At 59.8% G+C, this 13,106-nt stretch carries 18 protein-coding genes and 1 tRNA gene; 16 read left to right on the top strand and 3 right to left on the bottom strand.

Features of this window, described 5'->3' with window-relative positions; all coding sequences use genetic code 11:
- The first annotated feature begins 824 nt into the window (after window positions 1-824).
- Window positions 825-986, top strand: a complete 162-nt coding sequence (locus tag QA642_RS25075) for a hypothetical protein (RefSeq protein WP_283079232.1) — start codon at window positions 825-827, stop codon at window positions 984-986.
- Between the two features lie 63 nt (window positions 987-1,049).
- Window positions 1,050-2,495, top strand: a complete 1,446-nt coding sequence (locus QA642_RS25070) for an IS1182 family transposase (RefSeq protein WP_283079231.1) — start codon at window positions 1,050-1,052, stop codon at window positions 2,493-2,495.
- 908 nt (window positions 2,496-3,403) lie between these two features.
- On the opposite strand, the gene QA642_RS25065 is transcribed toward QA642_RS25070, so the two are convergent.
- Window positions 3,404-3,493, bottom strand: a tRNA-Ser gene (locus QA642_RS25065).
- Window positions 3,494-3,540: 47 nt separating this feature from the next.
- On the opposite strand from QA642_RS25065, the gene QA642_RS25060 reads away from it, so the two are divergent.
- Window positions 3,541-3,843 carry a hypothetical protein gene (locus QA642_RS25060; RefSeq protein WP_283079230.1) on the top strand — a complete coding sequence of 101 codons (303 nt, stop codon included), beginning with the start codon at window positions 3,541-3,543 and terminating at the stop codon, window positions 3,841-3,843.
- 26 nt (window positions 3,844-3,869) lie between these two features.
- Here QA642_RS25060 and QA642_RS25055 read toward each other — a convergent pair whose 3' ends face one another.
- Together QA642_RS25055 and QA642_RS25050 are read right to left on the bottom strand one after the other, a co-directional pair.
- Window positions 3,870-5,033 carry a site-specific integrase gene (locus QA642_RS25055; protein WP_283079229.1) on the bottom strand — a complete coding sequence of 388 codons (1,164 nt, stop codon included), beginning with the start codon at window positions 5,031-5,033 and terminating at the stop codon, window positions 3,870-3,872.
- On the bottom strand, window positions 5,030-5,359 hold the full coding sequence (locus QA642_RS25050; RefSeq protein WP_283079228.1) for a hypothetical protein: 330 nt from the start codon (window positions 5,357-5,359) through the stop codon (window positions 5,030-5,032). The genes QA642_RS25055 and QA642_RS25050 overlap by 4 nt, the downstream gene beginning before the upstream one ends.
- A 133-nt stretch (window positions 5,360-5,492) precedes the next feature.
- Between QA642_RS25050 and QA642_RS25045 the strand changes: the two genes are divergently transcribed.
- The 13 genes from QA642_RS25045 (at window position 5,493) to QA642_RS24985 (ending at window position 13,032) form a co-directional block, all read left to right on the top strand.
- Window positions 5,493-5,693 (top strand): DNA-binding protein, encoded by a 201-nt coding sequence (locus tag QA642_RS25045; protein WP_283079227.1) that lies wholly within the window; start codon window positions 5,493-5,495, stop codon window positions 5,691-5,693.
- A gap of 184 nt (window positions 5,694-5,877) precedes the next feature.
- Window positions 5,878-6,063: a hypothetical protein gene (locus QA642_RS25040; RefSeq protein WP_283079226.1), complete on the top strand. Its 186-nt coding sequence runs from the start codon at window positions 5,878-5,880 to the stop codon at window positions 6,061-6,063.
- Complete coding sequence (locus QA642_RS25035) at window positions 6,060-6,371, top strand: hypothetical protein (protein ID WP_283079225.1); 312 nt, start codon at window positions 6,060-6,062, stop codon at window positions 6,369-6,371. Before QA642_RS25040 ends, QA642_RS25035 begins: the two co-directional genes overlap by 4 nt.
- On the top strand, window positions 6,371-6,697 hold the full coding sequence (locus QA642_RS25030; protein WP_283079224.1) for a hypothetical protein: 327 nt from the start codon (window positions 6,371-6,373) through the stop codon (window positions 6,695-6,697). The genes QA642_RS25035 and QA642_RS25030 overlap by 1 nt, the downstream gene beginning before the upstream one ends.
- On the top strand, window positions 6,690-6,914 hold the full coding sequence (locus QA642_RS25025) for a hypothetical protein (RefSeq protein ID WP_283079223.1): 225 nt from the start codon (window positions 6,690-6,692) through the stop codon (window positions 6,912-6,914). The genes QA642_RS25030 and QA642_RS25025 overlap by 8 nt, the downstream gene beginning before the upstream one ends.
- Window positions 6,911-7,966: an AAA family ATPase gene (locus QA642_RS25020; protein WP_283079222.1), complete on the top strand. Its 1,056-nt coding sequence runs from the start codon at window positions 6,911-6,913 to the stop codon at window positions 7,964-7,966. The genes QA642_RS25025 and QA642_RS25020 overlap by 4 nt, the downstream gene beginning before the upstream one ends.
- Before the next feature lie 504 nt (window positions 7,967-8,470).
- Window positions 8,471-8,671, top strand: a complete 201-nt coding sequence (locus tag QA642_RS25015) for a hypothetical protein (protein WP_283079221.1) — start codon at window positions 8,471-8,473, stop codon at window positions 8,669-8,671.
- A complete protein-coding gene (locus QA642_RS25010) occupies window positions 8,668-8,922 on the top strand; it encodes a hypothetical protein (protein ID WP_283079220.1) in 255 nt (84 codons plus the stop codon). Before QA642_RS25015 ends, QA642_RS25010 begins: the two co-directional genes overlap by 4 nt.
- A 372-nt stretch (window positions 8,923-9,294) precedes the next feature.
- On the top strand, window positions 9,295-9,492 hold the full coding sequence (locus QA642_RS25005; RefSeq protein WP_283079219.1) for a hypothetical protein: 198 nt from the start codon (window positions 9,295-9,297) through the stop codon (window positions 9,490-9,492).
- The gene (locus tag QA642_RS25000; protein ID WP_283079218.1) at window positions 9,489-10,526 is read left to right on the top strand and encodes a hypothetical protein; all 1,038 of its coding nucleotides are present in this window, start codon (window positions 9,489-9,491) and stop codon (window positions 10,524-10,526) included. Before QA642_RS25005 ends, QA642_RS25000 begins: the two co-directional genes overlap by 4 nt.
- 11 nt (window positions 10,527-10,537) lie before the next feature.
- Window positions 10,538-11,314, top strand: a complete 777-nt coding sequence (locus QA642_RS24995) for a hypothetical protein (protein ID WP_283079217.1) — start codon at window positions 10,538-10,540, stop codon at window positions 11,312-11,314.
- Complete coding sequence (locus QA642_RS24990) at window positions 11,307-11,660, top strand: hypothetical protein (protein ID WP_283079216.1); 354 nt, start codon at window positions 11,307-11,309, stop codon at window positions 11,658-11,660. The genes QA642_RS24995 and QA642_RS24990 overlap by 8 nt, the downstream gene beginning before the upstream one ends.
- Window positions 11,554-13,032 carry a terminase family protein gene (locus QA642_RS24985; RefSeq protein WP_283079215.1) on the top strand — a complete coding sequence of 493 codons (1,479 nt, stop codon included), beginning with the start codon at window positions 11,554-11,556 and terminating at the stop codon, window positions 13,030-13,032. Before QA642_RS24990 ends, QA642_RS24985 begins: the two co-directional genes overlap by 107 nt.
- The last annotated feature ends 74 nt before the right edge of the window (window positions 13,033-13,106 follow it).

Raw genomic sequence — 13,106 nt, 5'->3', positions numbered from 1 at the left:
CCTTGGCCTGGCGGCAAGACCCAACAGCCGAGCGTTGACGCGCAGACAGATGCGGTGAGGTGAAGCGCGCGGTTATTTGACCTCCGCTACCGAACTAGGTGATTCTGCCTGCTTCGCAACGCATCGCCGGGGGATTTCATGTGTCGATAGTCAATGCCGCGAGAAGCGGCCGGTCGGACACAACGGGGTTGCAGCCCGGCGACATTCTTATCGTCCGGTCGAAATCGGACCATGTGAGTGGTGTCGTGGGAAGTCTTGCTTCAAACCGAACCATTAGCGTTGGCCCGAACCAATCGATATCGATTGGGCCATATCGGAGCGTGCGTGCATTCTCGATCGAAGCTAAATCCCAACGCCGTGGATGGCGGTTCGCTACTATACAGCGTCGACAATCACAATGCTGGCGATGCGCAGCAAATGGATTTCGGCGACGGATTGCCGCTTCCCGACATATTCACGTAATCGAAAGATGGCGCGCGGACGAAAAGGTCCGCTTCATGGTGCCGACCAAAAAGGTCCGAGAGGCGCACCCGGCCGAATTCGCAGAACTCCGTGCAGCGTGGCGACAGCAGATCAATCGAAAGTCTAGGACGACGGACGTGCCCTCCTCCCGGAGCATTGTCATCGCTCATGGACTTCGCGCACTCAACAAACTGTCTAACCATCGCGGTTTATATGGCTGTGGAAATCGTGACGCGACATCCGTCCGATGACCATTCATGACCGCTCGTGACGCTTTGTAGCGCCTTCTGATCTCGATCGGCTATTTTTGACGGTCCGGCTCGAACCGTCGATGTTGTGCAGCCGCATAGGAGAGCCGCCAAATGAGCATACTGTCACAACTGATGACCCAGCGAGTCGCCGCCGGTGCAGCATACGCCAGCGCAGTCGATGCGCTGAAGACCGCCTACGTGAACCTAGCTACTCTCGACCTTTCGGTTATCAAGCGGAAGCTGCCAGTTCGGTCGATCATCGGCGGCTTATGACCCTGGCTGTGTGAAAAGTCACGAGTCGGCTAGGATTCTTCCGTTTCCTGATGGGGGATACGGATGGGACGCTTCGTTGAAGGCGCGGACAGATCCCAGCTGACGCTCTTGCCGGAATGTCTGGAGGATTGGGTAGGCGAGGACAACGCGGTCCACGTGATCGATGTGTTCGTCGAGGCGCTCGACCTGCATGGAATGGGGTTTGAGCGTGTGATCGCCAAGGAGACGGGCCGGCCCTCCTATCATCCGGCAGTCCTTCTGAAGCTTTACATCTACGGTTATCTCAATCGGCTGCAATCCAGTCGCCGCCTGGAACGTGAGACGTGCCGCAATGTCGAGGTAATGTGGCTGATTGGGCGCCTGGCTCCCGATCACAAGACGATCGCCGATTTCCGGAAGGATAACGGCGCGGCGATCCGGAAGGTTTGCGCGAAGTTCGTTGCACTATGCCGGCAAATGGGCCTGTTGCAGACCGCAAGCGTCGCAATCGACGGCAGCAAGTTCAAGGCGGTGAACAACCGCGACCGCAACTTCACGCATGCCAAGATGGCAAGGCGGATGGCGCAGATCGAGGAAAGCGTCGGTCGATATCTGCGTCAACTCGATAGCGCCGATCGGCAGGAGCCATCGGAAGCGATCAGCATCAAGACGACGAGGATCAAGGAAAAGATCGCTCGGCTGAAGCAGGAGATGAGCCGCCTGGAAGTGCTTGATGCGCAGATGCGCAACACGCCGGATCAACAGATATCGCTGACCGATCCGGATGCCCGTTCGATGGCCACCAGCGGACGCGGATCGGGTGTCGTCGGCTACAACGTCCAGGTCGCGGTGGACACCGAACACCATCTGATTGTGACGCACGAGGTCATAAACGTCGGCAACGACCGTGGGCAGCTTGCTCGGATGTCGAAGCAGGCCAAAGAAGTGCTCGCAGTGGACAAACTCGATGCGGTCGCCGATCGTGGCTACTTCGACGGAGAGGAGATATTGGCCTGCGAAGAGGCTGGCGTTGCAGTCACCTTGCCCAAGCCCATGACGTCGAACGCCAAGGCGGAGGGCCGGTTCGGCAAACAGGACTTCGCCTACCTGCCTGATGAGGATGTCTACCGCTGCCCATCGGGCCAGCTGCTGCCCTATCACTTCACCAACATCGAGCATGGAATGACGCTGCGCCGTTACTGGTCGACGGCGGCATGCCAAGGCTGCGCGATCAAGAGCCAATGTACGCCGTCCAAGGAGCGCCGGATCACGCGCTGGGAGCATGAGCATGTGGTCGAGGAGGTCCAGCGACGGCTCGATTCCAATCCTGACGCCATGCGGACGCGACGTGAGACAGTCGAGCATCCCTTCGGCACGATCAAAGCCCGTATGGGTGCGACCCACTTCCTGATGAAGCGCCTACGGAATGTCGCCGCTGAGATGGCGCTGCATGTTCTCGCCTATAACCTCACACGGGTGATGAACATCGTCGGCAAACCGCGCCTGATTGCAGCCATCCGCGCCGCCTGAAGGCCGGAAAGCGCGTCCAAAACCGCAATACCCCGTCGCGATACCCACTTTGGCCGGTCATTGGACGATCCGATGCGCCAGCACCGGCCGCCTGCAATGATTGGCGACCACGCCGCGTCCGACCTATCCGTTTGCACACAACCAAGACCCAGAGCGGTCATCCGCCGCCGTGTTTGGAAACGAGCTTGATGTAGATCAACACTTGATGAAGCGCGTCGTCGCTAGAAATAAATTGCATTTCAATCAGTTGACAACCATGGAGATGCGCAAATGAGCAAATATGTTTCGGTAGGATTGATCGCCGCAACCATGCTCGCTACTCCGGCCATGGCAGATTGGGTAGACAAAAACGGCGTAGTCATCCACGAATCCCGCGTCGTTCACTGCATCCGGGCTCCAGACGTTGGCCAGTATGCCGGAGGTCCGTACAATCAACCTCCCTGCGAACCGGCAACCCTGGGTGCAGGTTTAAACCGAGGTTGGCGCGACAGTAACGGCGCAGTCATCGATCCCTCCCGCGTCGTTCACTGCGTCCGGGCTCCAGACGAGGGCCAGTATGCCGGAGGTCCGTACAAACAACCTCCCTGCGAACCGGCAACGTGGCGGGAGCCAAGGTAACTCTAAAAAGCCGCGCGTTATTGTCGGCGAAAAGCCCCGGCCTGTCCGGCGCCGCTTTCTTCGAACTTTACACCGACCGCTCGAAGAAAGCGGCAATATGCTGCCAGCCTATCCTGCGAAGGGAATGCGTAGATGGGGAGAGCAACGGGCTGCCCGCGATTGGCCCGTTCTCGCCTTAAATTCGCGCCCACTGGGCGGGGAGAACAGTCACAACTTTTCATCGACTGGTTAGTCGCGTTTGGTGAGTTAAAACCGACAAATATTGAAAATATTGGGTTTTTAGCCTTGACTGGCGGAAGGGGTGGGATTCGAACCCACGGTACCCTTGCGGGCACGCCGGTTTTCAAGACCGGTGCCTTAAACCACTCGGCCACCCTTCCAAGACTTGAAATTGCTGAGTTTTTCGTCAGTTCGCAGAGAACATTTCGTGTCCTCTGCTACCGCTTTGCTACCCAACGTCGTCGGTGCGCTTGTTTATTGCGAGACCGGCATTCAGGTCAACGCCTCAACCTGTGTGAATGCAACTCCGTTGATCCTGTCGTCTTATACAGTCATGACTGACGCGCTGCTTGCCCGAGCCAAACTCGCAATGGAAGAAAGCTGCAAAGCCCGTGAAGAGCGACTGGAGCTCCGGGCCAAGCACGGCGGCGTCGTAAACGAACTGCACCGCAACCTGCTGGAAAGCGCTTCCCTGCGCGTTGAGATCGCAGCCCGCCGACAGGATCGGTAAGGCAGCCGGTGCTGGCAGCTTCGCGATTAATCGTCATTAGAACGATTAGCCAGAGCAGCACGTAAAGACTGATCAACTGCCGCGGCGGCCTCCCCCTGCATATTCGGCATCAGGTGGCTGTAGATGTCCATCGTGATCGCGATTGAGGAATGGCCCAGCCGTTCCTGCACAATCTTGGGATGGATGTTCGAAGCCAGCATGTGGCTGGCGTGGCTGTGGCGCAGACCGTGCAGCGTCACGCGCCATTCCTTCAGGAACTCGGAAACTGCGTGTGTCAGGCTGCGAGGCTGAAGCGGCGAACCGTCCGTCTGGGTCACAACATGCCGGTCATCGTCGCCGCGTACACCAAGACGAAGCAGTTCCTCAGCCTGGGCGACGCGCCAACGACGCAGCTCCTCAATCGCCATGGCAGGCATTGCGATAGTGCGCGCACGGCCGCTCTTGGCTTCCTTCTCGCGAACCGTCCCGGCGTCCGTCTGTTCCGTGCTGGCTACGACGGCCAACTGACCGTTATCCAGGTCCACCGATCGCCAGCGCAGCGCTGTGATCTCGCCACGACGGAGACCGCAGAGCGTCGCCAAGATCAAAGGAATGAAAAGCCGACGTTCGCGTGCGGCATCGAAGGCCGCAGCAGTCGCGTGGGCGTCGATGGTGCGGACTGGCTTACGCTCAATCTTGGGCCGGTCGCGCTTTTCGAGCAGCGCGGCAGGGTTACGGCCGATTAGGCGCCAGCGCTCGGCCTGCCCGAGGGCAGAGAACAATACGCGGTGCATGTGGTGCACGGTCCGCGGTGACAAGCCGCCCTTCCCGTCCCGCCGGCCATTCTCCAGAGCCTTGCCATAGGCCTCGCTGATCTCGATCGGCTGAAGCTTGGAAAGGATCTTGGCACCAAGCAGCGGTGCAATATTCTTGGTCGCAATCTGCTCATAGCGTTCGTGAGTACGGGGAGAAACGTTCGGCTTGATGTGCTTCAGCCAACGATCAAGGAACTGCGTAAGCGTGAGCTTGGACGGCTCGACATAGCCGCCATCAGCCATTTCGTTGATGAGCCTGGCACACTCGAGCTGCGCCGCCCGCTTGGTGCCCTTGAAGCTGTGCCATTTGCGCTTGCGCTTGCCGGTTGCGGGATCGCGCTGGTCCAGGATGATGGCCCAATGGCCGGGTGAACGTTCGCGGATACAGCCCTTCATTGCTCGTCCCCCATGATGCCCTGCACGATATCGAGGAAGGGCCTTTCGGAATTCCCTTGAGCCCGCTCTTTTGCGCGCTGCTCATCGACGTACGCAAATGTCTTCGCCACGGTTGCCTCCACTGCCCACCGGACAGCATCCTTCATGAAAAAGGACTGCCCCAGTCGCCACTCAATCTCCTCACTGATTGACCGGCCGCTTTCCGCCGCCGCTTTTGAGATGTGATCATGCAGTTCGTCGGTGCCGCGGAAAGTGAAGTTGCGGCGCTTTTTCTCCGCAGGAGCCAGAGCCGGCCTTCCCCTTGGCTTAGATTTTTTGGCTGTCATCCTGAGCCGTCCTTTCCCGTACCTTTATGCACTGGATATCACGTGCATTTAAGGTTGACAAGGGGGCACCCTGGCCTATTTTGATTTACGGCACTGATTTGCAAGTGCATTAAATCTAGCAGAGGCCACCCCGATGAACAAGGAACTACAGGAGCTGCTTTCCTCGCCGACGGCCGACGTGCCGGACGTTGGTAGGATCTGTTACGGACTGAGCAGAAACGGCAGCTATGACGCGGCCAAGCGCGGCGACATTCCCACCATCAAGGTGGGTCGGCTTCTGAAGGTACCAACCGCTGCTTTGCGAAAGCAGCTCGGACTGGAGGTCGCCGCCTAATGACGCAGAAAACGAAGAAGGCCGGCCCTGTGGCGGGGACCGACCTTCGGAATACTGTTCTGGCGAACACTTCCGAACATATACGCCTTGAAGCCGTCCGGGTTCAATACCTCGCGGAGATCTTCTCCCTCCCCGCGAGCACTGCTGTCACGGTTGCCGAGCTCGCTTTTGGGGAGGCGCGGTAATGCACGTCAAAGCCCTAAAGCAGCAAATCGATTGCATCCGAGATCATGCCGTCACGCACTATGCCCGTGGAGAGCAGGAAGAGCTTGCCCAGCAATTCCGCGAAGCCGCGCGCACCATTGAGTCCTGTAAGACCGCCGGGTTCGTGGCGTCTCTGGTGCCCTCTAATCCCAAGGGGGTGGCATGAGCCGCGAGCAGCTTCCTAACCGCCGGCAAAATGAAACGCAGGAATTCGAGCGGGACGGCATCCGCGTTACTTTGACAGTTGGCTATAGGCCCACAGGCGAAGTCGGCGAGATATTCCTGAATGCCGATCGGTCGAATTCAATGCTCGACGTGTTGATGTCCGATGCGGCGATCATCGCGAGCCTGGCTTTGCAGTACGGGGTGTCGCTTCGGCAACTCGCTCACAGCGTCAAGAGAGACCGGTTTGGGATCGCTTCGTCCCCGATCGGCGCCGCGCTTGATCGCATCAGTCCGCCGGAGGTGCTCTGATGAAGGGCGGCCGGAAATCTCGGGATAAAGGCAATCGTGCTGAGCGCGCGATCGTCAAATTCCTACAGGACCGCGGCTTTGCCGCTGAACGCGTGCCGCTCAGTGGCTCCGCCGGCGGCTCCTATCTCGGCGACGTCACCGTTCCTGTTATCGGCATCGATCGCGTGGCGGAAGTGAAATGCCGAGCCGATGGCTTCCGCGAGCTCTATAAGTGGCTCGAGGCCCGCGATCTTCTGATCGTGAGGGCGGACCGTAAGGAGCCGTTGGTAGTGATCCCCCTCAAATTGGCAGCAGAGATCGCGGCCAAGGCGGGTGGCCATGGATAGGCACATCCTCATGGTCTCGGATCCGAACATCCGCAAGCAACTTCAGCTCGCCGGCCTGCGCTTCATGTGCACGCGCGCCCGATGGTTGGAGAGCGAGGCAAAAATACTCGGTGTCAGCTTGCAGAAAGGCACCCTCTCCTCTCGCGAGGTCGACGCGCGCCTCGAGGAAATGGGGGCGCTCGACCTCGTCTATCCCGAGCTGATGAGGTGCGAATGAGAACCCCCGACATTGCGCAGGTACGCCCGAAGGGGTTCGGGTTTGAGTTGTTTGGCAACATCCGCTGCCCAACAGAGGCCGCCAAGTCGCACATCATCAAGGGCATATTCGCCTATGATGAGACGTCGGCCTGGGTTGGTCCGCCTGGAAGCCTGAAGTCTGCCCTACTTGCGGATGCCGCTGTCGCCATCGCCAGCGGCTCCGATTGGTTCGGCCACCGTAACAAGCATCAAACCGGGGTGATTTACTTCGCCCTGGAGCGAGCGGACCTTGTCCGGCGGCGCTTGCTTGCGATCGCAAAAACCAAGGGCCTCGAGAGGCTGCCGATCGCTGTCGTTCCCGCGGTTCTTGATCTGGTCCGGCCGGACTCGGTCCGGAAGGTTCTAGACACCATCGCGGACGTTGAGGCGGAGTTTTATGGGCCCGACTACGATAACGCCTCAGACGCCGGCGTGATCATCTTCGATACATGGGCCAAGCTCATTGCGGCCGGCGGCGGAGACGAAAACCAGGCGAAGGACCAGGGCGCAATCTTCGCAAACCTCCAGCGCATCAAGAACGTCACGGGCGGGCCTCACGTTGCTCTGATCGGCCATACCGGCAAAGAAGCGGACCGAGGTCCCAGAGGCAGCAGCGCCATTGTGGGCGACGTCGACATGCTGGTGACGATCAATGGCGATGAAATCAAGACCGCAAGCATCACCAAGGCCAACGACGCTCCGGAAGGCCCGCTGTTTTCCTTCAAGTCGAAAGTGCATGAGTTCGGCTTGGACGAGGACGGCGACGCCATCACAGTCAACATCATCGAGCCCACGGACGAGGTCCAGGCCAGCCAAGGCCGTCAGCCCAAGCTCACCCCCAACCAGCGCACCATGCTCCTCCTGCTCCAGGAAGCAGGCGAGGCAGGACTGATGACAGAGGATTGGAACGCCAAGGCCAGAGAAGCAGGCATCGGAGAGCGCCGCCGCGCTGACCTCACAGACGCCAGAGCAGGGCTGAAAGCCAAGGGTCTCGCCAGGGAATACATGGATCGATGGAACGCATGTTCGTAATGTTCGGGTTTCGGGGTTCTATAGAACCCCCGAACCGAACGAACATCCGAACACGAACACGAACCGAACACGTCCGAACAATCCGAACATTCAGACTAGGCATGGCAAAGACCGTAAATAGGACCCCATCAGGCGCCGGCGGAAGCGGCGCGATTGTGCCGGTTGTGTCCTTGCACGGTGCGGGTCAAATCCAGAGACGTGTCTGGCGCGCATTTCTGGCTTTGCCAGATGCCGAGCTGACGACGGCGCAATTGGCAGCCTGGTGCTATCCTCGATTGGAAGGAAAGCCGCTCAAGCGGCATCGAACAGCGATCGTGCGAGCCGCCGCTCGAATGGCTCAGCGCGTCCGCCGAGATCGGCCTGGAGGCGTCGTTTTCAGGGCCTTTGGTAGCAATGCGGTAGCAACGACAAGCACTGACGGCAGAGATTTTGAGTCAGCTCAATAGCTTAGCGAGCGACAAGCACCGGTTTGGCAATTCGGTTCAGCAGCGAGGAGGAGCAGAAATGGCTCTCAGGTACGTTTTCACTGACGGCAACAGAACGGCAGTCACCTATCGCCTCGACGCCGGCAATCTCCCGAATCTGGGCCGCGGTGTCGGTGTCGAGTGGCAGGCGGTCCGGCGGATGGACGACGCGGCAGATCCCTACCCGGCTGGTTTCAGTGCGGCTGTGATCGCAAGCGCCGGCTTCCAGGTGTTGCCATGAGGGCCGCGGTAGCGAGTTGCCTGCTGCTCGCTGCTGGCGCTGTGCAGGCTCAAGAGCAGCCCAAGGGCGACGTTTTTCCCCCGGTGGTCAAAGGCATCGAGTATCGGCTGAAGTACGGCAAACAGCCTGATCAGGGGTGGCAGGACGGCATGCGGTTCGATTTTTCCCGGGAGGAGTGTCTGAAGCGGCTCGGAGACCCACCGATGGCCATGACGGTATGCATGATCCGGCCCGAGACGAGCGAGATGTGATCCCATGCAGGATGACGGTTGGGGCTGGCGTCAGAACCTAAGCTGGCGGTGGGGTTACAGCCGCGGCCGATCCGGTAAGCCCTATTCGTATCCGTGGTGGGCTGACGAGCAGGTCTATGGGCTTGCCTTTTTGCAAGGTCAGGGCGTCGAGATCCCTCGACATCCGCTCGGAAGGGAAAACCATGCCGGTGTTGATGCCGGCGGAGAGACTTAGCAGATCGTCCACATTTATTTTGCTCGCACATGCCGCCTTGTGCCGTCTTGTATTGTTTGGTGCGGTTAAGTCCTTGGGCTGGCTAGATATTTTCCTTCGTTCGGATTCTCATAAGGCGTAAGCTGGTCGCATCAAATCACTCACGGGTGCGCCCCAAAATGTCCGAACAAACGTCCGACCACTTCACCGAGCGAGCGGTCTTCAAGTGCTCGCCTGAGCTGCTTGAGGTCATCGACCGCTCGGCTGCCGCGAGCTTCACCACGCGTTCGAACTACCTCCGTGACACCGTCGTGGAGCGGCTGCGTAGGGAAGGCGTGATCCCCTCCCCGCGCGCCTCGACTGCGGGGGCTGCATGATGAGGGGCCGCCTGATCAGCGCGCTCGGCGCTCTCCTAATCGCTTCGACGGGTGCGTTTGCCGCCGGCACCATCCCCGGCATCAGCATGACGCAGCAATTGGATGAGCTTGCGAAGCCGCTCAGCGGCGGAAAGCTCTATCTGATCCAGGCCGGCACCACGTCGACCCCGCAGAATTGCTACCAGGACACGGGGCTTTCACTTGCTTGGCCCAATCCGGTCACGCTCGATGCTGCTGGCCGGGTGCCGCAGTTGTTCTGTGCGGATGGCAACATCAAGATTCGGCTCACCGACAAGAACGGCGTCCAGAAGCTCGTCCAGGACAATCTGCTGATCGTCGGTCCCTCGGGCGGTGGCGGTGGTGGCGGCACGGTCGATCCTACCACGATCTTCCAGACCGGCGCCTTCATGCAGTTCTACGGCACCGGCAACCGTACTGGCTGGGTCCGCTGCAACGCCCGCACGATTGGGTCTGCATCATCCGGTGCAACGGAGCGGGCGAATGCTGATGTTCAAGCGCTGTTCGAATACCTCTGGAGCGCTGACGCCAATCTAACTGTCTCAGGCGGCCGTGGGGCCTCTGCAAACGCTGATTGGCTAGCAAATAAAACACTTCAGTTACCTGATTGCCGAGGCCGCATGTTGGCGGGTCTTGCCGACATGGGCAATTCGACCTCCTCGATATTGAGTGGCGTAACGTTCAACACACCTGGTACATCGACGACCCTTGGCTCCACTGCTGGCGCTGCGATGCGGACGCTTACAACAAATCAGATGCCGCAGCATCGTCACAGCGTCTTTCTGATCGATCCTGGGCATACGCACACCAGCAACGCCATTTCTGGCTCTACTACAACCGGTGGCGGCGGCTTCTCTGCCGGCGCAAATACCGCGGCGACCATCAACTCGGCCACAACTGGTATCTCGATCACCAGCGGAGATGGCGTTCCGAATGCCACACTCCAAGCGGGCGGCGGCGCTGCATTTGAGGCAATCTCGCCGACCATCCTCGCCACAACCTACATCAAACTATAGGGGGCATCTCAATGGCCAGCCGAGAACTTCTTAAACGCACCGCCTTCGCGAAGCGCCATCCTGAATGGGAGGACAATCTGCGGGGCGCCAACATCGCGATTGCGCACGCGGCGGGCATGGTCCAGGCAGGCAAGCTGACGCACAAGGAATACAGGGAATACGAGGCGCATCTCTGGCATCAAATGCTTGAGGAAATGCCGATGGAAGTGTTTTCCGAGATGCAGGCCGATGGCTCACTTAAGGATCTGGAGGCCTTGGCGCGCGGCTATGATGATGACCGCGACGCCGGCGACGTGCTCGATGGCCGGAACGCTGTTGAGCGAAAAGTCAAGGCCGATGCCTTGGAGTTGGCGTGGCTGACCAACACGATCGACAGCAAGAAGTATGCGCAGCTCTCTCGCGAGCACGTGGGGCGTAGCGAGCGGTTGGATGAACTGATCGCAGACGAAGATCACGAAGGAGCGGCCGTTGAAGCGTTCGGCGATAAGTATGAGGGCGGCGCTGATCATGACAACGATTTGGCGCGGTTTCTCAATGAGAAATACGGCGGCGGAACGAAACCGGACGGCAGCAAGGTTGAGCCGTTTTCGTTAAAGCGAGACGACCGCTCGAATTGGGAAAAGGCGACCGACCGGGACGGCGTCACTGATCTCGACATGGTCGCGGATCTCGATCGCGGCGAAGTTCCTGCACATCATCCTAACGGATATGTCGAGCACGACACGGTGCTAGAGGGTGGCTCGTATATGACCAATAACTCGAACCACGGCGGTAGTTCTGATGGCTGAGCAGGACGAAAAGACCGGAAAGTTTTTGCCCGGCAACAAGGGTAATGGCGGTCGGCGCAAGGGTGCGCGCAATCGACTTCACGCGGATTTTGTGGTCGCGCTCCAGGAACACTTTACCGAGATGGGCAAAGCAGCGATCGACATCGTCTTCAAGGAAAGTCCGAAAGACTATCTGAAGATCATCGCGGCTGTGCTGCCGAAGGAGTTCATTATTGAAGACGGCCGCCTGGAGAGCATGAGTGACGAAGAAATCGCCGAACACCTCGCCGACATCCGCCGTCTCAAAAGCGACGCTGGAGAAGATCGAAGCGACGCTAGCGGCGGAGCAAAAGCGACGCTTCAGTGAAAACCGGCTGAAGTATTACCGGCCCTACCCCAAGCAGCGCTCATTTCATGAGGCTGGGCTAGTATATCGCGAGCGGCTGTTTCGCGCGGCCAACCAGGTTGGCAAGACGATCGCCGGCGGCTTTGAGGCCGCCATGCATGCGACCGGCCGCTATCCCGACGATTGGAAGGGCAAGGTCTTCAACGAGCCCACCTATGCTTGGGTCGGCAGCCCGACCGGTGAGACGCTGCGAGACAATCCGCAGCGCATTTTGCTTGGTCGCGTCGGGCAGCATGGGACGGGGTCGATCCCGAAAGATGCAATCGTTGAGACGGTCCCGGGCGCCGGCGTCCCCGACCTGATCGGTACCATCATCGTTCGCTGGGGTGGGGGTGGTGACGTCCAGGCCGGCCAAAGCTCCATTGGCTTGAAGTCGTATGTCCAAGGCCGCGAGAAGTGGCAGGGCGAAACACTGCACTGGTCGTGGTTCGATGAGGAACCGCCGGAGGACATCTATTCGGAGGGCCTGACCCGAACCAACGTCACAGGCGGCCCGGTGTGGCTCACCTTCACACCGCTGCTTGGCATGTCGGAAGTGGTGCGGCGCTTCCTGCTCGAGAAGTCGCCCGATCGCCACGACACGAACATGACGATTGAAGAGGCTGAGCACTTCACGCCTGAGCAACGGCAAAAGATCGTTGCGAGCTACATGGCCCACGAGCGCGACGCACGCACCAAGGGCATCCCGATCCTCGGGTCCGGCCGGATCTTCCCGGTGGCTGAGGAATCGATCACCGTAGCGCCGTTCGAGATCCCCACGCATTGGCACCGCATCGGCGGAATGGACTTCGGCTGGGACCACCCGTTTGCCGCGGTGGAGCTTGCCTGGGACGCTGACCAGGACGTGGTCTATGTGATCAAGGCCCACCGACTGCGGGAGGCCACGCCTGTGGTCCATGCAGGCGCTATCCGGTCTTGGGGACCCCTGCCCTGGGCATGGCCTCGTGACGGCCGCCGGGAGACGCTGGAGGGTGCCGGCGTGGCGCTGGCGCAGCAGTACCGCGACCAGCAGCTGAATATGCTGCACGCCCACGCGCAATTTGACGACGGCTCTGTCAGCGTCGAGGCCGGCCTGATGGACATGCTGACCCGGATGGAAACGGGCAAGCTGAAGGTGTTCAGCACCCTCCTCGATTGGTTCGAGGAATTCCGGCTCTATCACCGGAAGGATGGGAAGGTCGTGAAGCTGGGCGACGACCTGCTCTCAGCCACGCGGTACGCGATCATGATGCTGCGCTTTGCTGAGCAAATCTATCGGCGTGACAAGCCGCGGCGTCGGCGCGGGTTCTTCTGGGGTGGCGGTCACGAGTCCGGCGCCTGGATGAGCGGCTAGGTATAGGCAAAACGATGTGCGATGATGCCCTCGTCAGCACGATTCTGGCGTGCTATGGGGGCCGCTTAGCTGGA

Source organism: Bradyrhizobium sp. CB2312 (assembly GCF_029714425.1).
Lineage (GTDB): Bacteria > Pseudomonadota > Alphaproteobacteria > Rhizobiales > Xanthobacteraceae > Bradyrhizobium.
This window is presented reverse-complemented; position numbering and strand designations above follow the sequence as displayed.

What these genes read in the sequence shown, in the direction of transcription:
- QA642_RS25075 (WP_283079232.1), top strand. Translation starts at nt 825, where the DNA reads ATGAGCATACTGTCACAACTGATGACCCAGCGAGTCGCCGCCGGTGCA.
- QA642_RS25070 (WP_283079231.1), top strand. Translation starts at nt 1,050, where the DNA reads ATGGGACGCTTCGTTGAAGGCGCGGACAGATCCCAGCTGACGCTCTTG.
- QA642_RS25055 (WP_283079229.1), bottom strand. Translation starts at nt 5,033, where the DNA reads ATGAAGGGCTGTATCCGCGAACGTTCACCCGGCCATTGGGCCATCATC.
- QA642_RS25050 (WP_283079228.1), bottom strand. Translation starts at nt 5,359, where the DNA reads ATGACAGCCAAAAAATCTAAGCCAAGGGGAAGGCCGGCTCTGGCTCCT.
- QA642_RS25045 (WP_283079227.1), top strand. Translation starts at nt 5,493, where the DNA reads ATGAACAAGGAACTACAGGAGCTGCTTTCCTCGCCGACGGCCGACGTG.
- QA642_RS25040 (WP_283079226.1), top strand. Translation starts at nt 5,878, where the DNA reads ATGCACGTCAAAGCCCTAAAGCAGCAAATCGATTGCATCCGAGATCAT.
- QA642_RS25035 (WP_283079225.1), top strand. Translation starts at nt 6,060, where the DNA reads ATGAGCCGCGAGCAGCTTCCTAACCGCCGGCAAAATGAAACGCAGGAA.
- QA642_RS25030 (WP_283079224.1), top strand. Translation starts at nt 6,371, where the DNA reads ATGAAGGGCGGCCGGAAATCTCGGGATAAAGGCAATCGTGCTGAGCGC.
- QA642_RS25025 (WP_283079223.1), top strand. Translation starts at nt 6,690, where the DNA reads ATGGATAGGCACATCCTCATGGTCTCGGATCCGAACATCCGCAAGCAA.
- QA642_RS25020 (WP_283079222.1), top strand. Translation starts at nt 6,911, where the DNA reads ATGAGAACCCCCGACATTGCGCAGGTACGCCCGAAGGGGTTCGGGTTT.
- QA642_RS25015 (WP_283079221.1), top strand. Translation starts at nt 8,471, where the DNA reads ATGGCTCTCAGGTACGTTTTCACTGACGGCAACAGAACGGCAGTCACC.
- QA642_RS25010 (WP_283079220.1), top strand. Translation starts at nt 8,668, where the DNA reads ATGAGGGCCGCGGTAGCGAGTTGCCTGCTGCTCGCTGCTGGCGCTGTG.
- QA642_RS25005 (WP_283079219.1), top strand. Translation starts at nt 9,295, where the DNA reads ATGTCCGAACAAACGTCCGACCACTTCACCGAGCGAGCGGTCTTCAAG.
- QA642_RS25000 (WP_283079218.1), top strand. Translation starts at nt 9,489, where the DNA reads ATGATGAGGGGCCGCCTGATCAGCGCGCTCGGCGCTCTCCTAATCGCT.
- QA642_RS24995 (WP_283079217.1), top strand. Translation starts at nt 10,538, where the DNA reads ATGGCCAGCCGAGAACTTCTTAAACGCACCGCCTTCGCGAAGCGCCAT.
- QA642_RS24990 (WP_283079216.1), top strand. Translation starts at nt 11,307, where the DNA reads ATGGCTGAGCAGGACGAAAAGACCGGAAAGTTTTTGCCCGGCAACAAG.